Source organism: Mycobacterium gordonae (assembly GCF_017086405.1).
In the GTDB taxonomy this organism is placed as follows: domain Bacteria; phylum Actinomycetota; class Actinomycetes; order Mycobacteriales; family Mycobacteriaceae; genus Mycobacterium; species Mycobacterium gordonae_D.
The window spans coordinates 3032716-3055768 of record NZ_CP070973.1 but is presented as its reverse complement, the minus strand read 5'-3'; the positions used below and the strand labels follow the sequence as shown (position 1 = coordinate 3055768).

At 67.0% G+C, this 23053-nt stretch carries 21 protein-coding genes; 6 read left to right on the top strand and 15 right to left on the bottom strand.

Features of this window, described 5'->3' with window-relative positions; all coding sequences use genetic code 11:
- Positions 1-16 precede the first annotated feature (16 nt).
- The gene (locus JX552_RS13140) at positions 17-1072 is read right to left on the bottom strand and encodes an acyltransferase family protein (protein WP_205877807.1); all 1056 of its coding nucleotides are present in this window, start codon (positions 1070-1072) and stop codon (positions 17-19) included.
- A gap of 492 nt (positions 1073-1564) precedes the next feature.
- On the opposite strand from JX552_RS13140, the gene JX552_RS13135 reads away from it, so the two are divergent.
- A complete protein-coding gene (locus JX552_RS13135) occupies positions 1565-1777 on the top strand; it encodes a dodecin (RefSeq protein WP_205878410.1) in 213 nt (70 codons plus the stop codon).
- Between the two features lie 8 nt (positions 1778-1785).
- Here JX552_RS13135 and lipL read toward each other — a convergent pair whose 3' ends face one another.
- The 4 genes from lipL to mutA form a co-directional block, all read right to left on the bottom strand.
- On the bottom strand, positions 1786-3072 hold the full coding sequence (gene lipL / locus JX552_RS13130; protein WP_205877806.1) for an esterase/beta-lactamase LipL: 1287 nt from the start codon (positions 3070-3072) through the stop codon (positions 1786-1788).
- Positions 3073-3136: 64 nt separating this feature from the next.
- Positions 3137-4111: a methylmalonyl Co-A mutase-associated GTPase MeaB gene (meaB, locus tag JX552_RS13125; protein ID WP_205877805.1), complete on the bottom strand. Its 975-nt coding sequence runs from the start codon at positions 4109-4111 to the stop codon at positions 3137-3139.
- Between the two features lie 157 nt (positions 4112-4268).
- Complete coding sequence (gene scpA, locus JX552_RS13120; protein WP_205878409.1) at positions 4269-6500, bottom strand: methylmalonyl-CoA mutase; 2232 nt, start codon at positions 6498-6500, stop codon at positions 4269-4271.
- A gap of 56 nt (positions 6501-6556) precedes the next feature.
- A complete protein-coding gene (gene mutA / locus JX552_RS13115) occupies positions 6557-8416 on the bottom strand; it encodes a methylmalonyl-CoA mutase small subunit (RefSeq protein ID WP_205877804.1) in 1860 nt (619 codons plus the stop codon).
- 192 nt (positions 8417-8608) lie between these two features.
- Here mutA and JX552_RS13110 point away from each other — a divergent pair, with 192 nt between their 5' ends.
- Positions 8609-9379, top strand: a complete 771-nt coding sequence (locus tag JX552_RS13110; RefSeq protein WP_205877803.1) for a TVP38/TMEM64 family protein — start codon at positions 8609-8611, stop codon at positions 9377-9379.
- 31 nt (positions 9380-9410) lie between these two features.
- Positions 9411-10259 carry a S1 family peptidase gene (locus JX552_RS13105; RefSeq protein WP_205877802.1) on the top strand — a complete coding sequence of 283 codons (849 nt, stop codon included), beginning with the start codon at positions 9411-9413 and terminating at the stop codon, positions 10257-10259.
- A 65-nt stretch (positions 10260-10324) separates the two neighbouring features.
- On the opposite strand, the gene JX552_RS13100 is transcribed toward JX552_RS13105, so the two are convergent.
- Positions 10325-11803, bottom strand: coding sequence for a HAMP domain-containing sensor histidine kinase (locus JX552_RS13100; RefSeq protein WP_205877801.1), 1479 nt, complete (start codon positions 11801-11803; stop codon positions 10325-10327).
- On the bottom strand, positions 11800-12495 hold the full coding sequence (locus JX552_RS13095; protein ID WP_205877800.1) for a response regulator transcription factor: 696 nt from the start codon (positions 12493-12495) through the stop codon (positions 11800-11802). The genes JX552_RS13100 and JX552_RS13095 overlap by 4 nt, the downstream gene beginning before the upstream one ends.
- A gap of 78 nt (positions 12496-12573) precedes the next feature.
- Here JX552_RS13095 and JX552_RS13090 point away from each other — a divergent pair, with 78 nt between their 5' ends.
- The gene (locus tag JX552_RS13090) at positions 12574-12849 is read left to right on the top strand and encodes a hypothetical protein (RefSeq protein ID WP_205877799.1); all 276 of its coding nucleotides are present in this window, start codon (positions 12574-12576) and stop codon (positions 12847-12849) included.
- Positions 12850-13729: 880 nt separating this feature from the next.
- On the opposite strand, the gene JX552_RS13085 is transcribed toward JX552_RS13090, so the two are convergent.
- The 3 genes from JX552_RS13085 to JX552_RS13075 are packed head-to-tail and all read right to left on the bottom strand — an operon-like array spanning position 13730 to position 15709.
- The gene (locus JX552_RS13085) at positions 13730-14086 is read right to left on the bottom strand and encodes a DoxX family protein (protein ID WP_205877798.1); all 357 of its coding nucleotides are present in this window, start codon (positions 14084-14086) and stop codon (positions 13730-13732) included.
- Between the two features lie 9 nt (positions 14087-14095).
- Positions 14096-15241 (bottom strand): SPFH domain-containing protein, encoded by a 1146-nt coding sequence (locus JX552_RS13080; RefSeq protein ID WP_205877797.1) that lies wholly within the window; start codon positions 15239-15241, stop codon positions 14096-14098.
- A 33-nt stretch (positions 15242-15274) separates the two neighbouring features.
- Positions 15275-15709 (bottom strand): NfeD family protein, encoded by a 435-nt coding sequence (locus JX552_RS13075; RefSeq protein WP_205877796.1) that lies wholly within the window; start codon positions 15707-15709, stop codon positions 15275-15277.
- Between the two features lie 57 nt (positions 15710-15766).
- Here JX552_RS13075 and JX552_RS13070 point away from each other — a divergent pair, with 57 nt between their 5' ends.
- Positions 15767-16663, top strand: a complete 897-nt coding sequence (locus tag JX552_RS13070) for a hypothetical protein (protein ID WP_205877795.1) — start codon at positions 15767-15769, stop codon at positions 16661-16663.
- Between the two features lie 3 nt (positions 16664-16666).
- On the opposite strand, the gene JX552_RS13065 is transcribed toward JX552_RS13070, so the two are convergent.
- Genes JX552_RS13065 through JX552_RS13050 form a run of 4 tightly spaced genes read right to left on the bottom strand, consistent with a single transcriptional unit; the run spans position 16667 to position 19900 of the window.
- Complete coding sequence (locus JX552_RS13065; RefSeq protein WP_205877794.1) at positions 16667-17668, bottom strand: ferrochelatase; 1002 nt, start codon at positions 17666-17668, stop codon at positions 16667-16669.
- 6 nt (positions 17669-17674) lie between these two features.
- Positions 17675-18484 carry an NADH-dependent enoyl-ACP reductase InhA gene (inhA, locus tag JX552_RS13060; protein WP_205877793.1) on the bottom strand — a complete coding sequence of 270 codons (810 nt, stop codon included), beginning with the start codon at positions 18482-18484 and terminating at the stop codon, positions 17675-17677.
- A 21-nt stretch (positions 18485-18505) separates the two neighbouring features.
- Complete coding sequence (fabG1, locus tag JX552_RS13055) at positions 18506-19273, bottom strand: 3-oxoacyl-ACP reductase FabG1 (protein WP_205877792.1); 768 nt, start codon at positions 19271-19273, stop codon at positions 18506-18508.
- A 48-nt stretch (positions 19274-19321) separates the two neighbouring features.
- Positions 19322-19900, bottom strand: a complete 579-nt coding sequence (locus JX552_RS13050) for a TetR/AcrR family transcriptional regulator (RefSeq protein WP_205877791.1) — start codon at positions 19898-19900, stop codon at positions 19322-19324.
- 159 nt (positions 19901-20059) lie between these two features.
- On the opposite strand from JX552_RS13050, the gene qcrB reads away from it, so the two are divergent.
- Complete coding sequence (gene qcrB, locus JX552_RS13045) at positions 20060-21745, top strand: cytochrome bc1 complex cytochrome b subunit (RefSeq protein WP_205877790.1); 1686 nt, start codon at positions 20060-20062, stop codon at positions 21743-21745.
- Here qcrB and JX552_RS13040 read toward each other — a convergent pair.
- Entirely contained in the window at positions 21742-23043 is a 1302-nt protein-coding gene (locus JX552_RS13040; protein ID WP_205877789.1) for a DUF3592 domain-containing protein, read from the bottom strand. The two genes, qcrB and JX552_RS13040, sit on opposite strands and share 4 nt — an antisense overlap.
- Positions 23044-23053: the final 10 nt, after the last annotated feature.

Here is a 23053-nt window from a genome sequence, read left to right as displayed (position 1 = left end):
CCCGCTCACGGTGGCTTCAGCTGACCGAGGCGGCCCTCTTCGACCATCTGCGCAGCAGACGCGATTTCAGCGACATCGCCGGCTTTTCCACGAGGAACCAGCTCAGCGCGGCCGTCGGCAGGGTCACCATCGTGGCAAGGATGGCAAACACCATCGGATGCAGCGTGCCCAGTCCGCCGATGACCAGCAATTGCTGGAGCGGGAAAGCGTAGATGTACACGCCGTAGGACAGGTCGTTGGTGAGCCGGAATCGCTCGTCGCGGATCAGCGTGCCCGCGACGATCACGGCGTATGCGACGGGGAAGGCGGCGACCAACCGGTAGTCCGGCAGCCACGCAGCAGCCACGGCGATGAGCAGACTGCCGGCAACCAGTGACCACCGGGCGGGAATTGCGTGCTGCCACTGCTGGATGAGCGCGCCGGCCAGAAACATCAAAGCCAGGCGCGCCGGTTCCATGGCCGCCGCCGGCCAGGCCAGCAGCATGGATGCCAGTAGCAACGACCACGCCAACGCCGTGAGGACGGGAAGGAACCAGCGACGTCCGAGCAGTCCTGCTACACCGAAGCATGCGACACCGATGTAGCAGAACAGCTCATATCCGAGTGTCCACAGCGAACCGTTCCAGGCTCCTGACCAGGGCACCCCAGTGGGCGTTCCACCAACATCGAATTGCGCCATCAGCACCGCGGCATTTCGCACGACGTAGTCGATCGGGCCGCTGGACAACAGCAGCTTGGTGGCCGAACCCCCTTGCATCGCCACTCCGATCGGAGCGATCACGAAGGCGGTCACGATCATGCACACGTAAAAACCCGGCAGTATTCGCAAACCCCGCGCCACGGAGTAATCGCGCAGGCGCGGATGTCGGAGCCAACTCGAGGTAATCAAGAACCCTGATATGGCGAAGAAGCCGTCGACGCCGATCGAACCCACAAATTGTTGAATCGCCGCCGATGGCATGTAGTGGGCCGTCAGAGGATAGGAGTGCCAGATGATGACCGAGAGTGCCAGCCCCAACCGCAACGCGTTCAGGGCGTTTCTTCGGGGATCGAAAGACTGCGCGAGCTTCATATATCTCTATCTGTGGTCCGTTATGCGAAGCCCCCAGGGCATCATGCCTCAGTCCGCCGGTTGGCCTCGGCGAAATAATGAACTCAGCAGAGAATTCGCAGGTGCTGTGTGATCTATGCGACAACGGACCGCGGCCGTCCGCCCCAGCACGAGTCGGCGTACGGCTGCTCGTAGGCGGGCGCGCACGTCTGATCCACCCGCACCTTCACCCGTTCCCGCGCCGGTCACCGACCGGCTCTTCAGCCCGCGACCTGACTCGGGCGCGGTGTAGGGGGCTCCGAGCCCTTGCACCAGACGACAACTGCAGATGCAACCAGGAGGCGGGTTACGTGGAGACCGATCCACTCGGCGGAAACATCTCTGCAGCGCGTCCACGGCGACGGCCGATAACAGACCGCGCACGACGACGCCGACCCGCTCATCGTGACCACAGCGCAAATCGCCGCATTCGATAGCCTCGATCAGCCCACAGGCGGGTATATCGTCGCCACCGTGAGCAACCACACCTACCGCGTGATCGAAATTGTCGGCACCTCACCCGATGGGGTTGACGCAGCCATCAAGAGTGGCCTGAACCGGGCCAAGCAGACCATGCGCAACCTTGACTGGTTCGAGGTGGGATCCGTTCGTGGTCACCTGGTGGACGGCGAAGTCGCGCACTACCAGGTGACCATGAAAGTTGGCTTCCGCCTCGAAGATTCGTAACACTCGGCTCAGCCCGCGACCTGACCCGGCTCCGTGTAGGGCGCCCCGAGCCCATGCACCGGTCGGTATCCACGCTTGCGCGCCTTGCCGGCGGCGTCCCGGATCATCTTGTACAGCGCCACGAACGCGGCGTGGTCGGTGGCAACGAACGGCGTCAGCAACCGGTTGTGCACGATGGAGAACGCCACCCCGGTCTGGGGGTCGTTCCAGCCCACCGAGCCGCCCAATCCGACGTGACCGAAGCCGGGCATCACATTGCCGATCGGCAGACTGTGGTAGCCGAGGTGGAAGGCCATCGGCACGAAGAGGTTGCGGTCGCGCTGGATGACTTTCTCGCCCGTCAGCCCGGCGACCAACTGCCGGGACAGGAAACGGGTCCCGTCGACTTCTCCGCCGTTGGCGATCGCACCGTACATCCGCGCCAGCGCGCGGGCTGTCACGACCCCGTTGGCGGCGGGAATCTCGGCGTCCAGCATCGCCATGTTGCCTTGCACCGCGGCAATCACGCCCGGGAAATACATCGAGCGGTACCCGCCGGAGAGCTGATTGGCTATCCGCTGCACCACGCACGTCAGGATCGGGTTGGCCGCGATGTCCTGCGGCATGATGATCTCAGCCGCCCGGGTGGGCGATCCGGCGGGCGGGCGGCCCAGGTGGAAGCCGTCGGTTCCCAGCGGTTCGGCCAGCTCTTCCCGGAACAGGACGCGCATGTCCTTCCCGGTGACTGCCCGGGCCAGCCCGGACATCAGCCAGCCGAACGTCAGCGCGTGATAAGCCGGTTTGCCCAGCAGCCGTCCGGGCGACGCCGCGGCCAGCCGTTCCTCCATCAGGACGTGGTCCAGCAACTCTTCCTGCTTGGCTCCGCGCAGGCCGGACAGGCCGGCGGTGTGCTTCATCACCTCGCGAACCGTCATGTCCGCCTTGCCGTTGGCGCCGAAGGCGTGCCAGTACTCGGCGACCGGTGCGTCGTAATCGATGAGACCGCGGTCGGCCAAGCGGTGAATCACCGTGGCGGCCATGCCTTTGGTCGCCGAGAACACCATCGGCGCGGAGTCGGCCGACCACGGCACCTTGCCGTCGCGGTCGGCCCAACCCTTCCAGACGTCGACGACGGGCTGCCCGTCGAGATAGACCGCCAGCGCCCCACCGCCGAAGCGGTGACCAGGGAACATGGTGGAGAAAGCACGAACGACGCAACCAAAGTGGGAGTCCGCGGCACCGAACACACCATGCCCTGCGTCTGGGGCATCGTGAGAAGGAACAGCGCGGCGATCGACTCCGATGTCTACCGTCACAACGTTAAATTTACTTTGCTTTCGTAGAGTCCACGGGGCAAACCGGGACAAAGTTACCTTTCCGTTAGGGCGTCGCGATCTCAAGTATTTGCTGGGCCGCTAGAGCCGGCGTCAGCTCGCCGTCGCGGACCTGACGTTCCACGTCGGGTCGAATCTTGCGCACCCCTGGATTGGACATCACCCGGTCCAGGACCGCATCGCGCACCATCTGCCAGGTCCAGTCGACCTGCTGCTCGCGGCGGCGCGCCTGGAACTGGCCGGCTTCGGTAAGCACTTCGCGGTGTTTCTCGATCGTTTCCCACAGCTCGGCCAACCCCGTGCCCTCGACCGCGCTCATTGTGAGAACCGGTGGACGCCAGAGCGATTCGCGCGGATGGATCAACCTCATCGCGCCGGAGAGTTCGCGCGCAGCCACCCGTGCGTCCTTGAGGTGCTCACCGTCGGCCTTATTCACCACCACGATGTCGGCAAGCTCCAGGACGCCTTTCTTGATGCCCTGCAACTGATCCCCGGCGCGCGCCAGGGTGAGCAGCACGAAGGTGTCGACCATGTTGGCCACCGCCACCTCGGACTGCCCGACTCCGACGGTTTCGATCAAGATCACGTCAAAGCCCGCCGCCTCCAACAGGACAACGGTTTCCCGGGTGGCCTTTGCTACCCCGCCGAGCGTCCCTGATGTCGGAGAGGGCCGGATGTAGGCGTCGGGGTGCGTCGCCAGACGTGCCATGCGGGTCTTGTCGCCCAGAATCGAGCCGCCGGTGCGCGTAGACGACGGGTCGACGGCCAGCACCGCGACCTTGTGGCCGCGGTCGATCAGGTGCATGCCCAGCGCCTCGATGGTGGTCGACTTACCCACCCCGGGGACGCCGGTGATCCCCACCCGGTGCGCGTTGCCGGCATCCGGAAGCATCGCCAGCAGCAACTGCTGCGACTGCTCGCGATGGTCGGAGCGGGTGGATTCGAGCATCGTGATGGCCCGGGGCAGCGCCGCGCGGTCGCCCGAGCGGATCGCGTCGGCCAGTTCCTCGACGGATGTCATCTAGGCGGCCACCCCGCGGTCGCGTCGACACTGAACCTAGGCACACGACACGCCGCGCACGGTGTGCGTGGCATCAGTCTCGACGCAAAGTCACCTTCGCACCCACGAGTCCTGCGTGACTCCTGGGTCTGGCGTGACCTCTGTGGCATGGCGCACACTAGTCCAGGTCATATCCCAGCCGGTCGGCCAGTTTGTGCAGCAGGCCGATCGCGGAGTCGGCGATCACCGTTCCGGGCGGATAGATCGCGGCGGCACCGGCCTGGTAGAGCTCGTCGAAATCGCCGGGCGGGATGACACCGCCGACCACGATCATGATGTCCGGGCGCCCCACCTCGGCCAACGCGTCGCGCAATGCCGGCACCAACGTCAAGTGGCCGGCGGCCAGCGAGGAGACCCCGACGACGTGCACGTCGTTGTCGGCCGCCTGCCGAGCGACCTCTTCGGGGGTGGAGAACAACGACCCGACGTCGACGTCGAACCCGATGTCGGCGAACGCCGTCGCGATCACCTTCTGGCCCCGGTCGTGCCCGTCCTGGCCCATCTTGGCGATCAGGATCCGGGGCCTGCGGCCGTCAGCCTCGGCGAATGTCTCGACGAGTTCGGTGGCTTTGGCGATATTGGGGGCTGTTCCCACCTCGTCACGGTAGACCCCGGCGATGGTGCGGATCTCAGCCTGGTGACGTCCGTAGACCTTCTCCAGCGCGTCGGAGATCTCCCCCACCGTCGCCTTGGCCCGGGCCGCATTGATCGCCAGCGCCATCAGGTTGTTACCCAGCCCGTCTTCGCCGGCCGGGCCGCTGGCCGCGGCCGCGCGACTCAACTCGGCCAGGGCGGCCTCGACGGCACCAGCGTCGCGATTCGCCCGCAGCTCTTCGAGTTTGGCCAACTGCTCCGCGCGAACCCGGCTGTTTTCGACCTTGAGCACCTCGATCTCTTGGTCCTCGACCACCTGATACTTGTTCACCCCGATCACCGGCTGCTGACCGGAGTCGATGCGGGCCTGGGTCCGCGCGGCCGCCTCCTCGATGCGCAGCTTCGGGATACCTTCGCTGATCGCCTGGGCCATGCCGCCGTGCTCGGCCACCTCCTCGATGTGGGCGCGCGCCTTCTGCGCCAGCTGGTGAGTCAGCCACTCCACGTAATACGAACCGGCCCAAGGGTCGATGGGTCGGGTGGTGCCCGACTCCTGCTGCAGCACCAGCTGGGTGTTGCGCGCGATGCGGGCGGAGAAATCGGTGGGCAGCGCCAGCGCCTCGTCCAGCGCGTTGGTGTGCAGCGACTGGGTGTGCCCCTGGGTCGCGGCCATCGCCTCGATGCACGTGCGGGCGACGTTGTTGAACACATCCTGGGCGGTTAACGACCAGCCCGAGGTCTGCGAATGGGTCCGCAGCGAAAGGGATTTGGCGCTCTTCGGCTCGAATTCGGCGACCAGCTCGCTCCACAGTAGCCGGCCGGCGCGCAGCTTGGCGACCTCCATGAAGAAGTTCATCCCGATGCCCCAGAAGAAGGACAGCCGCGGCGCGAACTTGTCGATGTCCAGGCCGGCGTCCAGGCCCGCCTTGATGTACTCGACGCCGTCGGCCAGGGTGTAGGCAAGCTCCAAATCGGCTGTGGCGCCAGCCTCTTGGATGTGGTAGCCGGAGATCGAGATGGAGTTGAACTTCGGCATCTTGGCGCTGGTGTAGGCGAAGATGTCGGAAATGATCCGCATCGACGGCTTGGGTGGGTAGATGTAGGTGTTGCGGACCATGAACTCTTTGAGGATGTCGTTCTGGATGGTGCCGGCCAGCTTGTCCGGCGGCACCCCCTGCTCCTCGGCGGCCACCACGTACAGCGCCAGAATCGGCAGCACAGCACCGTTCATGGTCATCGACACCGACACCGCGGACAGGTCGATGCCGTCGAACAACTGGCGCATGTCGAGGATGGAATCGATTGCCACACCCGCCATTCCGACGTCACCCTGCACGCGCGGATGGGCGGAGTCGTAGCCACGGTGGGTGGCGAGGTCGAAGGCCACCGACAGACCCTTCTGGCCCGCGGCCAGGTTGCGGCGGTAGAAGGCGTTGGACTCGGCGGCGGTGGAGAATCCGGCGTACTGCCGGATGGTCCACGGCTGGTTGACGTACATCGTCGGGTAGGGTCCGCGCAGGAACGGCGCCTCTCCGGGGAAACTGTTGAGCGGGTAACCTTCGTCGCCCGCCGCGGCCCGGTCGTCGGCGATGTACACCGGCTTGACGTCGATGCCTTCTGGTGTCTGCCACTGCAGTTGCTCGGGGGTGTACCAATGGGCCTTGGCCGCGGCGGCGACATGCTCTTCGACGGCCGCGGCCGTCGGTTTCGGCGCGCTCCGATCACTGCGCAGCGGAACGTCGGCAAAGCTTCCAATTGACGAGGGAACTGTGACCGGAGCCGCTTCACCGGCGACATCGTGGAACGTCACCGTTAAGCCCCCAACCTGGTGAGCAGATTCGAAAGCGCTTCGACTGCATTGATTTTCATGGTCAAGAATTCGTCGGGCCGGTGCTCGACTCCGGCCACCGCCTGCTCCGGGCCGGCGAGGTACACCCGCGCGATGCCGGCGTCGCGGGCGGCCCGCACCACGCCGGACACCTCACCGGGGTAGCGCTTGTCGGTGCCGCAGATGACCGCCGCCTTGGGTGACCCCGCTGCCATGGCGGCCTGCGCGACGCCCGCCGCGTCGACGGTGCCGGGGTTGATCGCCTCAATGCCACCGGATGCCAACAGGTTTGCCGCAAACGTGGTGCGAATGTTGTGCTCGGCCAACGGGCCCAGCGGCAGCAGCAGCGCCTGCGGTCGCTTGCCGTGCTCGGCGAGATAGCCGTCCGAGCGGTCGCGCAGCGCCTCGAACTCGGCCGCATAGCGCCGGACGTGGCCGGCCCTGCTCAGCGAATCACCCTGCGGCAGCGGGGCTTCACCGAGGTTGGGGAATTCGTTGACGCCGGTGATCGCGATGCGGCGGTGTGCGATGTCCTCGGCACGCCGCGCGGCCAGCTCACCGATCTGCGCGACCAGGTAGTCGCGGGCGTCGACGAACCCGCCGCGCGATTCGATGGACTGGAAGTGCTGCCAGGCCCGCTCGGCCAGCTGTTTGGTGAGGTCCTCCACGAACCACGACCCGCCGGCCGGGTCGAGAACCCGTCCGACGTGCGACTCCTCCAGGAGCAGCAGCTGAGTGTTGCGGGCGATCCGGCGCGCGAAGCTAGTGCCCGTGCCCGGCCAGCCGCCGGGGATGGACACGTCGAACGCGTAGACCAGCACCGTGTCAGCGCCGCCCACACCGGCGCCGAAGGCCGCCAGCGTGCACCGCAGCATATTCACCCACGGGTCGCGCTGGGTCATCATCGGCAACGAGGTCTCGGCGTGCACGACGGTCGCGCCGCCGTCGGGGTCGCCGGCCACCTCGGCAACCCGCGCCCACAACTGACGCACGGCGCGCATCTTGGCCACCGTCATGAATTGGTCGTCGTCGGCGGCGAGCCGGAAGCTGATCTGACGCAGGGCCTGCGGCACCGGCAACCCCGCTTCGGTCAGCACCCGCAGGTAGGCTACGGCCGCGGCGATCGTCGCGCCGAGCTCCCAGGCCGCGGTGGCTCCCAGGTTGTGGAAGGCGGGTCCGTCGACGGTGATCGCCCGCACACCCTGCCGGTCGGCGGCGCGCCGCGCCACGGCGACGACGTCGTCGAGCGTCGCGGCGCTGCGCTCACTCAGCGTCGCGGTCAAAGGGTCGCCGCCCAGGTCGACCGACACCAGCGCGAGTTGATCGGCCTCGACCTTGTCTAGCAGGGTGAATATGGCGTCAGCGGCCGCTACGTAGTCAACGCCGGCATCGAGGACGACCGGAGCCATGCTCAGGTAGACGCCGTCGAGCAGCGCCGCCAGCTGATTGGGCGCCACGCCCGACTCCCCCACCCGCAACAGCAGCCCGCTGACCCCCTCGCCGAGCGCGGCCAGCAACGCCGCGTTCGCCTCGCCCACCGGGGCGCCCGGCAAGGGAAACGCCTCCACGACCTTCCAGCCGGACTTGACGTCGCGTGATGCGTCGCCGCCGCGCAGGAAGGGCCAATGCCCTGGTAGCGGCGGCTCTGGCAGCTCGTCGAAAGCGGTGTAGAGCGGCCGGATGACGAAGCCGTCATAGGTCGGGGTGTCGAGGCGATGCTCAGGCCGGTCGCCCAGCTCGGCTGGATCGATCCGGGCGCTCTTCGCCAATACACCGGCAACCGCACTGCGCCAGCGCCCGCGAACCTGTTCTAGGTCGGCGAGTTCGGGTACGTCAATGGACACCGATTTACTCCTGTATCCGCAGCAACAGACTGTCTTGCTTCGGCTCACTTCCGGCTTGTCGCTTAGCTAACCAGGCTAATTGATCGGCACCGAAATCCAGGAATCGAGGTGCCGCCGAGCAGAACGGCGCCACAGCGAAAGGCCAGCCCGGGGAAACTGGATATTCATCTTGGCCCCGTACCCTAGGGAGCCGTGACGACCACCGCGATCAGCAGAACCACCGATACGGTGCGCGGTATCGCCATCGCTCTGGTCGCGGCGGCGCGTCAGGCGTCGGTACCGCGCATCATCACAACCGTGGTGGGAATCACAGTTCTGGTGGTGGTGGCGCTGCTGGTTCCGCTGCCCACGGCGCTGGAGATGCGCGACTGGGCCCGCTCGTTGGGGCCGTGGTTTCCGTTGGTGTTCTGGCTCGTGCACACCGTCGTCACGGTGCTACCGTTCCCCCGCACGGCGTTCACGCTGGCGGCCGGTCTGCTGTTCGGGCCGGTAATCGGGGTGCTCATCGCGGTGACCGCCAGCACAGCCAGCGCCGTTCTGGCGACGCTGCTGGTCCGCGCGACGGGATGGCGGTTGAACCGCCTGGTGCGCAGCCGCACCATCGGGCGGCTCGATCAGCGATTGCGCGAGCGGGGGTGGCTGGCCATCCTGTCGCTGCGGTTCATCCCTTTCGTGCCGTTTTCGGCGATCAACTACGCCGCCGGCGCCTCGGCCGTGCGGGTGGTGCCGTACATGTGGTCCACGGTCGCCGGCCTGCTGCCCGGCACCGCTGCCGTGGTGATCCTGGGCAACGCGTTCGCCGGGGACGCCAACCCGTTGATGGTCCTGGTGTCGGTGTGCACCGGAGCGCTCGGATTGTGCGGACTGGGCTACGAGATCCGCCAGTACCGGCAACACCACCGGCACACCGCCGAGCCGGCGCCCCAGCCCGCGCCCGAGCACGAACCGGCGGTAACACCCTGAGCGCTGCGCCCGCCGCGTAGGGTCGATTCTGATGTCACAGGCGCAGTTCATGCGCACGATCGTGCTGCTGGCCGGAGCGTTCCTCTCGGCCGTCGTAGCGTCGTGGCCGTTGCTGGCGCGCGGGCAGTCGCGCATCTACAGCTGGCGCCTGTCGCTTGTCGCGCTGCTGAGCACGGCAGCGTTTGTGGTCGCCATCTTCCTTCCAGGAGTCCGGAAGCCCGTCGCGCAACCCCTCGTCGATTTGCCCGCGTTACCCACGATCGGGCCGGGCACCGCCGTCGCCGTCACCTACACCGACGGAACCGGCGGCATGGTCTGCACCGCAGGATTTCTGGTGCGCACCACCACCGGCCAGAACGGGGTGCTCACCGCCGGCCACTGCAACAAGCCCGGCGAGGCCAGCCGGGTGAGCATGAATCACGGCGGCGGCCCGTATCAGAGTGTGGGGACCTTTACACAGACCGTCAGCGAGGGCACCCGCGGCGAGGCCCACGACATCGGGCTCATCACCCTCGATTCCGACGCCATTCCACGCAGTGCCTCGATCGCGGGGGCGATGCCGGTCGCCCGCGTTGCCGATGACGTGCAGGTCGGCCAGCAGCTGTGCAAATTCGGGATGAAGACCGGGCGGGTCGAATGTGGGCAGGTCACCGACGTCACCGAAAGCAAGGTCGTGTTCTTGGCGACCAGCCAGTGCGGCGACTCCGGCGGACCCGTGTACCTCATCCAGCCTGACGGCGCGGCAGCGGTGGGAATTCACATCCGCGGCGGGCGAGCCAACGACCCGAATCCCGGATGTTCGCTTCCCGCAACGTTTTCCGTTGCGGAGTTGGTGCGGCCGTGGCTCGACCAGTGGGGCCTGACCGTGGTGACCGGCTGACTGGGCGCCTTCCTCTGCCGGCGAAGTTGCCGCCACGGTTGCGCTGTGGGCCGAATGCGCAGCCGTCACTGCCATTTCGACGGCAAACCGGGCAGGGGCAGACTCAGCCGGAACTGCGCACCCCCGTCGTGAGCCAGGCACACCAAATCACCACCGTGCGCTCGCGCCAGCGCGCGGGCGATCGGCAGTCCCAGCCCGGCACCGCCGTGGTCGCGGGCGCGTCCGGCGTCCAGCCGCACCAACCGCTCGAAGACGCGGTAGCACTCGTCGTCAGGGATGCCCGGGCCGGTGTCGGTCACGGTGACCTGGGCCGCCCCCGGGTCCGCGGTCACGTCGATCGTGACGGTGCCGCCGGAGGGGGTGTGCCGTCGGGCGTTGTCCAGCAGGTTCGACAGAATCTGCGCGACGCGCGTTGGGTCCGCCCGGACGGTCAGCTGCTCGGCGCCGGTGCGCTCGATCGACAGTTGGGGCGCCAGCATCGCGGCCCGCTGCGCCTCACTGTCCGCGACACCGGCTAGGTCGGTGTCGTGGATGTCCAGCGGCAGCCCGGCGTCGATGCGGCTGAGATCGAGCATGTCGGCCACCAGCCGGCCCGCGCGTCGGGCGTCGGACTGCAGCAGGCTGGCCCGCCGGTACTGCGCGCTGCCTTCCGAGCCGCTCTCGTGGGCGGTGAGCTGTTCGGCGGCGGCTTGGATGCCCGCGATCGGGGTGCGCAACTCGTGCGCGGCGTCGACCAGGAATTGCCGGGTAGCGGCCTCGGCTCGCTGGGCGGCCTCGGCGGCCTGCCGGGCCCGTTGCTCGGAGTCTTCTAGAGCGTCCAGCATTCCGTCGAAAGCGCTTGCCGCCCGCCCTAATTCGGTGTCGGTACGAGATGGGAGCAGCCGTCGGCCGCGGTCGCCGGTAGCGATGTCCCCGGCCAGGGTGGTCAACCGGCCCAAGGGCCGCAGGGCCGCCTTGCTGACAGCAATCAGCAGCAGCGCGGCCACCACGAGTGTCACCAATCCGGCACCGATCATCAGTTGCCGCAACTGTCGGGTCACCTGGGTGGTCTGCGTGGTATCGGCGACCAGAATCAGCCGGGCGCCATCGGGCAATGGGTGCACCACCACCGTGGCGGTGCCGTCAGGCGGCGGCCCGGGCGGCGGGTGCGGGGGTGGTCCTGTCGGCGGTACGGGCAACGGTCCTGGCCGGCGACCGAACGGAGGCGGAGGCCCGGGCGGCGGCACCACCGGGCCGGCTTTGATGTCGGGGCTGATACCGGGGTCACCGAAGGTGGCGCCGTCCGCCATGACCACCAGCGCCCGCACGGTACCGCCGTTGAGCTGGGCCGCCAGCAGATCAGGTGGGGTGTTGGCGGCGACCAGGGCGTCGGCGCGCGAGGTGGCGGCCAGCAGGCGGTCGTGCAGGCTGCGACGCGCCTGCAGGCCCAGGCTGACGTCGATCGTCACGCCGAGCACCGCCAGCAGGACGGCCAGCAGGGCCACCACCAGCAGCACTACGCGCCGCTGCAGCGACGGGGTGGCGGTGGTGGGGTTTTGGGTCATGATCGCTGCGGCTGCAGGCGGTAGCCGATGCCGCGGACGGTCTGCACGATCCGTGGCCCGTAAGTCTCGAGCTTGCGCCGCAGGCTACTGACGTGCACCTGCACCAGGTTCGCGTCGTAGGCGTCGTAACCCCAGACAGCGTTGAGGATCTGATTGGCACTGACGATCCGGCCGCGCTGCTCGATCAGGAATTGCAGCAACCGCAATTCGGTGGCCGTCAAGTCCAGCGGGTGTCCGTCGCGAGCCGCCACGCCGGCCTCGGCGTCGAGGATCACATCGCCGAACCGCACCACCGTGGGCAGTCGCCCTCGCCGCCGCAGCACCGCGCCCACCCGCGACACCAGCTCGGCGAGCTCGAAGGGTTTGACGACGTAGTCGTCGGCGCCGCCGTCGAGGCCCCGCAACCGGTCCGGCAGCCCGTCGCGGGCGGTGATCAACACGATTCCGACGTCCCCGTACTCGCGGACGACGTCGATGAGTTCGAATCCGTCCCGTCCCGGCAGCATGATGTCGAGCACCACCAGATCGGGCCGCAGACCCGCCAGTGTTTGCTCCAATCCTGTTCCATCGCAACGGGTGTCGGTGTGATACCCGGCATCGGTCAATGCTTCGCTGACCATTTCCCGGATGGTTTCGGAGTCCTCGACCACCAGTACGCGCGGCGTGCCGACACTGAACTGATCCGTCGTCATGCCCCCATTCTTAGTCGCGACCGTGACGTGCCCGCGAATTTCCGGCGGTATTTCACGGTGGCAGCGCACAATCCCCGTATGAACTCCGACGTCAGCAACAATCCAGCACCACCTCGTCGGCATTCCACCGGCGCGCTGGTCGGCGCCGGGCTCGCCGGCGTGGCTCTCGGCGCGGCGGCCGCCTTCGCGGTGACCGGCCTGGTTTTCACTGTCCGCGTCCAGTTGCCCCCACCGCCGTACCCGCAGCTCTCCTCGGCGCCGGCGCCGCCGCCGTCCACCATCGCGCCGACGTCGACGTCGCCCGGCCTGCTGCCCGAGCGGCCCTCGCTGCCCGTGCCGCCCGGGCCGCCTTGATTTCTTCAGATCCACTTCAAGTTCGGCTTCTACCGTCGCGATTACCACCAATCCGACGACGTGAGGAGTCTCATGACCGCCGACCACACCACGACGACTGACTCGTCAGCCGCCGTGCCCGAGCCCGCGTCGCCCGTCGCACCCGTTACACCCGTTACACCCGTTACACCCGTGGTGGCGGAGAAACGCCGTCATTCCACGCGAGTGGTGCTTGGCGCCGGCCTCGTTGGCGGGCTCTTCGGTGCTTTCTTCACCGCGGGCGCCGCATTTCTGATCATGGCTTTCGGCTTCGGGCCTCCCCGCCGCCCCTGGCCCAGGGTTCGGCCCGGCCGGCGCATCGCACTACGGTTTCATGCCGCCCGGCGGACCGGGTGGTCCCGGCGGTCCGGGCGGTCCGGGCGGTCCGATGGCCGGACCCAAGGGGCCGCTCGGCATGGCACCGCCCATGGGGCCGCGCGGCCCCGGGATGCGGCCGCCGTTTCCCGGTCCGATGGGGCCGGGTGGCCCGGGTGGGCAGCAGCCGCCTGCACCGGGACAGGTGCCGGCACCTCCTTCGGCCGCGCCGAGCGCGTCGCCGACCGCGCCGCGGTAGCCCTCTCCCGTCCCCGTCCAGCCGCGAGGGTGCACAAAATGCCGCACCCACCGGCGTGTCGCTGCACCTCAGCGCACCCTCGCGGCCAGCGGCGAAGCGCGTGGCACCCGCGAGACGAGGAGGATCCCCGACGCTGAGTGCCCGAGCACGTCGGACGCCCGTCGGGTGGGCACGGATCCTCAGCCAGCGGGGGGTCGACCGGGTGTTGGCGGATTACCGTGCCCGCTACCCGCGCGCATGGCAGAACTTCAAGCGCGTGCTCGAAGAGACGCTCGAGGTACGGCTGAACTAAGCGTCCCGTGGTACCTTCGCCGTCATCGCCGCGAACAGCGCCAGGAAGAACACCGCCGGAAGCGCATTGGCCACCTTGTCCCGGACCCGGATATGGGCGCCCACGGCCAGCACGAAATACACGGTGAGCATCGCCGTGGTCAGCCTGGCCAGCCCCGGGAACCGGGTGACCGACGCCAACCCCACCGCGGCGGCCGCCTTCACCACCGGCAGGACCGGGCGGACGTTCTCGGGCACTTCGACGGTGTCCAACACCTTCTTGATCGGGGGCACCTGCACGGCGCACGCTACCGCGTCCACAGCGTGGAACGTCGCGAGCGCCGCATAGGTCTTGGGTGAAGTCAAAGTGCTCATCCGTCAATCCTATTGACGCAACTCCGGGGGCCCGCCCAGTGGGCGCTCCACCGGCTTGTTGGCTATCGCCTCCGCCTTGGCAACCGCCTGAGCGACCGTCGGATCGGTCTCGGTGGAGAACCAGTCGGCAACATCGGCATCGTCAGCGCCGGCGGCGTGCCTGGGTGGCTCGTCAACAGGAGACGGCTCGAACCGGAACACCCCGTCCTCGCCGGGCTTGCCCAGCAGGCGGGTGAAGCCCTGCAACGCCGCATTGAAATCGCTGGGCACGACCCAGACTTTGTTGGCGTCGCCGCGCGCCATCTCCGGCAACGTCTGCAGATATTGGTAGGCCAGCATCTCGGGCGTGGGCCGGCCGGCCTTGATGGCGGCGAACGTCTTCTCGATGGCCTTGGCCTCACCTTGAGCCCGCAGGTAGGCGGCGGCGCGCTCGCCCTGGGCACGCAGCACCCGCGACTGCCGATCGGCTTCGGCGGACAGGATAGCGGCCTGCTTGGCGCCCTCGGCAGCCAGGATCTGAGAGGCCTTCTGCCCTTCGGCCTGCATGATCGCCGCTTGTCTGGTGCCCTCGGCGGTCAGGATCATCGCGCGCTTCTCACGGTCGGCCTTCATCTGCTTCTCCATCGAGGCCTGGATCGACGGCGGCGGGTCGATGCTGCGCAACTCCACCCGGGCGACCCGCAGACCCCAGCGACCGGTCGCCTCGTCGAGCACGCCGCGCAGCTGAGCGTTGATCTGGTCGCGGGAGGTCAGGGTCTGCTCGAGGGTCATGCCGCCGACCACGTTGCGCAGCGTCGTGGTGGTCAGTTGCTCGACGCCGACGATGTAGTTGCTGATCTCGTACACCGCCGCCTGCGGCACAGTCACCTGGAAGTAGACGACGGTGTCGATGTTGAGGGTGAGGTTGTCCTCGGTGATGACGGGCTGCGGTGGGAACGAAACCACCCGCTCACGCAGGTCCACCCGCGCCCGGACGCGGTCGATGAACGGCACCAACAGGGTCAACTGACCGCTGACCGTGCGGCTGTACCTACCCAGCCGCTCGATGACCGCGGCCTCGGCCTGCGGGATCAACGCGACCGACTTGGCCACCACGATGATCGCAAAGATCACCAGAACGGCCAGCAACACCAGACCAGCTACCGCACCTTCCACCGGGATTCCCTTTCTCGAAAGCCCAACGAACTCTTACAAACTTTGGAAGACCACCGCAGTGGCGCCGTCGATCTTCACGACGGTCACCGACTGTCCGGGTTCGTACACGTCGGTGTCATTGAGCGGGCGCGCTGTCCACACCTGCCCGTCCAGCTTCACCTGCCCCTCGTCACGGGCCACCCGGTCGAGCACCAACGCCTTCTTGCCCTCGAGGGCCTTGATGCCCATGGCCGGAGCCTTGGCCGACGTCAGCCGCCGCCTGAGCTCCGGCCGCACCACAGCCAGCAGCAGCACCGACACGATCAGGAACACCAGTCCGTCGGCCCACACCGGCCAGTCGGTCAGCCAGCTGGTGCCGGCCGCGGCCAGGGCGCCACCGCCCAGCATCAGCAAGAACATGTCCCCGGTGAGCGCTTCGGCACCAGCGAGCAGCAGTGCGGCGATCAGCCAGATCAGCGCGGCAGGCATGGGCACAGAATACGCGTGATCCACCTCAGTGGCGGTGAACAACTACACTGCGAGGTCATGTGGTGCCCAAGTGTTTCGCTGTCCATGTGGGCCAACGCCTGGCTCGCCGGCAAGGCCGCGCCCGACGACGTCCTGGACGCGTTATCTCTCTGGGCGCCAAGGCAATCGGTGGCCGCGTATGATGCCGTCGCCGCGGGCCACACCGGCCTGCCCTGGCCCGATGTGAACGAGGCCGGTACGGTTTGCCTACTGCAGACATTGCGGGGGGCGGTCGGCCGCTCGACGGCGTCGCTGCGCGGCACCATCAACGTGGTCCTGCCGGTACCCGGCGATGTACGCGGCCTTTTCGCAGGAACGCAGTTCGCGGCCGACGCGCTGACCGCCGGTGAAGCCGTGATCATCAGCCATCCGACCGACCCGCACACCGCGATCGGCCTTGTCCCCGATTTCACCTACAGCGATTGCGAAGACAAGGACGGGGCAGGCGAGCCCGAATTGTGTGCGCTCACATGGATGGTGTACTCGCTCCCCGGGCCTCCGGCCTACGACTGTCACGACCTCGGCGGCGCCGAATACGAGCTGCGCTCCGCGGTGCGTTCAGCCGCCGACGCACTGGGCGTGATGGGTCTGGGATCGTCCAGTGGTGTCGACAACCCACGTGGCCTGGTCGAGCAATTGCTGGAATCGCAACGGCAACACCGGGTTCCCGATCATGCGCCGTCACGTGCGCTGCGTGTGCTGGAGAACGCGGCGCATGTCGACGCGATCATCGCGGTCAGCGCCGGGCTCAGCCGGCTACCAGACCGCATGACCGCCGCCCCGGAACTGATCGGCGCGCAATCGTCGTCAGAAGGTCAGATCGCCAACAATGCGTTGCGGCCGTTGACCGCTGTCGTGCGGTCGGCGCGCATGGCGGCGGTCGACGCCATCCTGCATTCCGCCTGGACGGACTAGCAACTAGCCCGCTGCGCAGTGCGGCGGACGGCACGGGTCGCCGTCGATACTGCCCAGACAGCCGGGCACCGGGCTGGGGCCGGCGATCCGCACCGGCTCCCGGCCGGCGCGCAGCTCGTCGATCAAATCGATTGCCAGGCGGGCGAATCGCGGATCAGCATTGGGCGTCCCGGCGCGAGCCAGCGCGATGCCCAGTTCGTTGGCCTGCAAACGCAACTCGTGGTCTAGATCCCACACCACCTCGATGTGGTCGGCGACAAAGCCAATCGGACAAACGATCACGGCCTCCGTGCCGGCATCGGCCAGCGCCGTGAGATGATCGCCGACATCCGGCTCCAGCCATGGCACCTGCGGTGGTCCAGAGCGCGACTGCCAAACCAGATCGTGTTCGGAATACCCGACCGCTGACGCAACCAGCCCTGCCGCATAGGCGACTTGGCGGCTGTAGAGGTTGGGCCCGCAACGCTGATCGGCGGCCGTGGGAATCGAGTGCGCGGTGAACACCAGGCGCGCGTCGTGTGGCACAGTCGCGGCCGCGGCGCGGACCGCGTCGGCGAACATCTCGATGAAGAGCGGGTGGTCGAAGTAGGTCCGCAGCTTCACCAGCTCCGGCGCCCCGGCACCGGCCGCCGCCCGCGCCCGGGCGATGTCCTCGACGTACTGGGTACAGCTGGAGTAGCCACTCCACGCCGACGTGGTGAAGGTCGCGGCGCGACGGATACCGTTGTCGCGCATGGTGGCAACGGTGTCCTCGACAAAGGGCGCCCAGTTCCGGTTGCCGAAATACACCGGCAGGCCCTGTTGCCGCTGCAGTTCGGCGATCAGCGCACGATTGATGCCATTGATCGGTGAGACGCCGCCGAAATGCAGGTAGTGCTCGGCAACGTCATCCAGCCGTTCCGGCGGCACGTTCCTGCCGCGGGTGACGTTCTCCAGGAACGGCCGGACCTGGTCGGGCCCTTCCGGCCCACCGAACGACAGCAGCAGGACCGCATCGAATTGCATTGCGTATCAGAGCAACTGGGTGTGGGCGCCGCCGTCGGCGTAGATGATGTCACCCGTTGTCGCCGGCAGCCATTCGGACAGCAGCGCACACACCGTCTTGGCGACCGGAGTGGGATCCTTCATGTTCCAGCCGATCGGCGCCCGCTGGTCCCAACCCTCTTCGAGCAGCTGAATCTGGGCACCCGCCTCGTCACCCAGCGCGCCGCCGACGATCGCGGCCATCGCCAACGTCCGGATCGGTCCTGCCGCAACGAGGTTCGAGCGCACACCGAACTTGCCGGCCTCCCGCGCGACGAAGCGGTTGACCGATTCCAACGCACTCTTGGCGACCGTCATCCAGTTATAGGCCGGCATCGCGCGGGTGGGGTCGAAGTCCATGCCGACGATGCCGCCACCGGGATTCATGATGGGCAACAACGCTTTTGCCAGCGAGGCGTACGAATACGCCGAGATGTGGATGCCCTTGGCGACGTCCTCGTAGGGCGCGTCGAAGAAGGGGTTGATGCCCATCCCGCTCTGCGGCATGAATCCGATCGAGTGCACGACGCCGTCGAGCTTGTTGCCCTCGCCGATGACCTCCTGCACCCGGCCGGCCAGACTGTCGAGGTGCTCTTGGTTCTGCACGTCGAGTTCGATCAGCGGGGCCTTCTCCGGAAGCCGGTCCACGATTCGCTGAATCAGCCGCAGCCGATCGAATCCCGTCAACACCAGCGAAGCGCCCTGCTCTTGAGCGACCTTGGCGATGTGAAACGCGATCGATGAGTCGGTGATGATCCCGGACACCAGGATCCGTTTGCCTTCGAGCAGTCCTGTCATTGTGAGTCCCCTTTTGCTCTCTTAGTGGCCCATGCCCATACCGCCATCGACCGGGATGACCGCGCCGGAGATGTAACTCGCGTCCTCGGAGGCCAGGAAGCTGACCACGCCGGCGACCTCGGCGGCGGTGCCGACCCGCTTGGCCGGGATGAATTGCAGCGCCCCTTCCTGGATTCGCTCATCCAGGGCTCGCGTCATATCGGTGTCGATGTATCCGGGGGCGACCACATTGGCGGTCACGTTGACCTTGGACAGCTCCCGGGCGATCGAGCGTGCCATGCCGATCACCCCGGCCTTGGAGGCCGCGTAGTTGGCCTGGTTGCCGATGCCCCAACTGCCGGAGACCGAACCGATATAGATCAGCCGGCCGAACTTCTTCCGCTGCATGCTGCGTGCGGCCCGCTGGGTCACGCGGAACGCGCCCGTCAGGTTCGCGTCGATGACCTTCTCGAACCGCTCTTCGGTCATCCGGATCAGGAACGCGTCCGCGGAGACTCCGGCGTTGGACACCAGCACCTCAACCGGGCCCTGGTGCTCTTCGACCTCTTTGAAGGCGCGATCCACGGCGTCGTTGTCGGTGACGTCACACTCGACGGCGAACAGCCCTTCCGGCGCCCCGGATCCGCGGTGCGTGACGGCAACCTTGTGGCCGTCGGCGGCCAACCGCTGTGCGATCGCCAGTCCGATCCCGCGGTTTCCGCCGGTGACCAGGACCGACCGGGATACGAAGGGGGGTTTGCCGCCGTCGGTGGCGGCCTCGCGGGTGGTATCGGTGGCTGTGTCAGTCACCCCGTCAACCTAGCGCCTGGACGCTGTAGGGCCGAAATTGGGCCGTCGTCAAGACCGGCGGGCACTGCGCAGGACCATGTCCACCGCCGCCCCGATGACGTCGTCATCCGGCAGAGTGCCGAACATCAGCGACGGGCACGCGACGACGCCGGAAAGCATCGAGATCGCCGCCTCCAATTCCGCACCGTCGAAGGCATCCTGCAGGATGCCGCGAATGGTCCGCTGTCCGTCGGTATTGATCTTGTTGCGGACTTCTCTCATCATGTCGTCGGTCGCCCACTGGGCCATCGCCGAAAGCACCTGATCGAGCCGATGGTCCAGCACGGCCTGGCGGAAAGTCGTGAGCTCGCCGATCAGATCGGTGCGGAGATCGCCGGTCGGCTGGTGATGCTCGACCTCGCCGAGGGCCTCCAGCGCAATGGCCGCGAGGTCGAACCGAGTAGGCCAGTGCTTGTAGAGGGTGGTTTTGGAGTATCCCGCCCGCTCGGCGACATGGGCGTGCGTCAGCGCGTCGGATCCCTCCCGCACCAGCACGTCGAAGGCGGTACGCGCGACGTCGGCCCGGGTTCGGACGATCCGGGCGTCCTCGCCCGTCTCGCCGGCCTGGGGACCGCGGCCAGGGGCCATCGATGCGTGTCCTTTCCGCTACCAGTTCTCGCAGATGGTTCAGGAAAAAGCTAGCTGATGGACACCGCAGCCAGAAGCGTATTGCCCTTTCACTATTGAACTAGTAGTACATTAATGGAAGATTTGTACTGCAAAGCTGCCGAGTCAGAAGGTTCGCCCATGAGTCCGAAAATCGATGCCGGCGCGTTGCTGGCCCGCCAGGCCGACCAGGTCGACACCCGCTATCACCCGTCCGCGGCACTACGGCGCCAACTGAACAAGGTCTTCCCCACCCACTGGTCGTTTCTGCTCGGCGAGATCGCGCTCTACAGCTTCATCGTGCTGCTGTTGACCGGGGTCTACCTGACGCTGTTCTTCGACCCGTCGATGAGCGAGGTCACCTACAACGGCGCCTATCAGCCGCTGCGCGGCGTAGAAATGTCGCGGGCGTATGAAACCGCACTGAACATTTCCTTCGAGGTGCGGGGCGGGCTGTTCGTGCGTCAGGTGCACCACTGGGCCGCGTTGATGTTCGCCGCCTCGATCATGGTGCACATGGCGCGCGTCTTCTTCACCGGCGCGTTCCGGCGGCCCCGGGAGGCCAACTGGGTGGTCGGGTCATTGCTACTGATCCTGGCCATGTTCGAGGGCTTCTTCGGTTACTCACTTCCCGACGACCTGCTCTCGGGCACCGGTCTGCGGGCGGCGTTGTCGTCAATCACCTTGGGAATTCCGGTGATCGGCACCTGGCTGCACTGGGGGCTGTTCGGCGGGGACTTCCCGGGAAACATCCTCATCCCGCGGCTGTACGCCATCCACATACTGGTCTTCCCCGGAATCATGCTGGCGCTGATCGGCGTGCACCTGGCACTGGTGTGGTTCCAGAAGCACACCCAGTTCCCGGGTCCCCGCCGGACCGAGCACAATGTCGTCGGCGTGCGGGTGATGCCTGTGTTCGCGGTGAAGTCGGGTGCCTTCTTCGCCGCGATCGTCGGAGTGCTGGGCCTGATGGGTGGGCTGCTGCAGATCAACCCGATCTGGAACCTGGGGCCCTACAAGCCTTCTCAGGTCGCGGCGGGCTCGCAGCCCGACTTCTACATGATGTGGACCGACGGCCTGGTCCGGCTGTGGCCAGCCTGGGAGCTGTACATCGGGCACTACACCGTTCCGGCCGCCGTCGCCGTCGCCGTGTTGATGGGTGTCATGCTGGGCGCCCTCGTTGCCTATCCGTTCCTGGAGAAGCGATTCACCGGTGACCGCGCGCACCACAACCTGTTGCAGCGTCCCCGCGACGTCCCGGTGCGCACGTCGATCGGGGCAATGGCGATCGCGTTCTACATCGTGCTGACGTTCTCGTCGTTCAACGACATCATCGCCTACCAGTTCCACATCTCATTGAACGCGATGACGTGGATCGGCCGGATAGGGATGGTGGTGCTGCCGCCCTTCGTCTACTTCATCAGCTACCGCTGGTGCATCAGCCTGCAGCGCAGTGACCGCGCCGTGCTCGAACACGGCGTCGAGACGGGCATTATCAGACGCCTGCCGCACGGCGCCTACGTCGAACTGCACCAGCCGCTGGGTGCGGTCGACGAAGCCGGTCACCCGATCCCGCTGGAATACCAGGGCACACCGATTCCCAAGCGGATGAACAAGCTCGGCCTTGGCGGGCGACCCGGCCAGGGCAGCTTCCTGTTCGCCGATCCACCGGCCGAGGCAGCGGCGCTGCGCGAGGCCGCCCATGCCGGCGAGCAGCGTGCCCTGACCGCGCTGCGTGAACGCCGCAACGGTAGCGGCGGCGGCCACGACGCCCACAGCAACGGGCACGAGGAAATCACGCCGGCAAGCGACGGTGGTATGACCTAACTGTGGTCGGGTGAGAACATGAGGACACGCCCAGTTCCGTTGTCGGTCACGTAAACCTGACCCCGGCTATCGACGGCGACACCATACGGATTATCGAGATGGTCCAATGGCACCTCAGTAGCCTCGGTGAGGTCGGCCGCAAATTTGAGCACCCGTTTATTCCCGGAGTCGGCGACGTAAAGGTTGCCGGCGGCGTCCACCGCCAACCCCTGCGGATGCGCCAGGAATTCGGCCGCCACCTGTTTGGGGGTACCGTCGCCGTGGGTCGGGATCTTCCACACCCGACTTCTTTTGGAGTCGGACACATACACGTTGTCGGCGCTGTCGACCGCGACATCGGTTACCGAGCCATCGTCGGGGGACTTGAAAAACTCGGTGCTGCTCGCGACGCCAGGGCCGAAACGCAGCACCCTCCCGGAAACGGACTCGGCAACGTACACCGACCCGGTGGAGTCCACCGCCACACCGCCCGGCGAATGCAGCTGCGCCAGCGGCTTGACGCCGTTGACGATGATGTCCGACCTGCCGTCGGTTTCCCCGAGCGTGAACACCCAGAGCCGGCCGGAATCGCTAGCGGGGTCGTGATCGGTGACGTAGATCGTTCCGGCACCGAATGCCAGCCCGACCGGCAAGTTCAGCGTCCCGCCGGTCAAGTCTCGGGAGTCCCCCGCCCGGAGCACGCGTCCGCTCGGATGTGACTGCGGCCCCGGCTCCGGCGCCGACGAGGCCGTGGATCCGTTGTCGCACAGGTAAACGATGCCGCGGCGGCTGATGGAAATTCCCGTCGGGGCGTGCAGGCCGGAAATAGTCGTGACGGCTTGCGAGGCCGCCGGATTCGACGGCTCGCCCGCTTCGCTTGCGATTGCGCTCGTCACGGTCGACAGGCCGAAGAGCAGCATCACCAACGACGAGGCCAGCATCACCGGCACCCGCGCGGAATGCGTGCCCAACAGCAGGACGGCCGTCGACGGGTTGGCCGGATCGTAATTGACCGTTACCTGCTCGCCGACCGGGTACTGCTCCCAAAGCGCCTCGTTATCGGCGAGCGAACGTGTGGACTTGGGAGCGTGCAGCACGTCGCCCTCGTACGAGACACCGTCCACTTCGTAGCGGTACTCGACCACGAGCCTGGAATTCTGTCCTAGGGTGATCTGAGAATTCGTCACCCGGCCCGGCGCACTCGGCCAGCCACGGCCGGGTTTGTCCCGCGCCATCGCGCGAACACCCTTTAGCAGCAGCACGACACCGATCACGGTCGCCGCCGCACCGACGAAGATCACTTCAAATTCGTCTGCCATTGAGCACCCT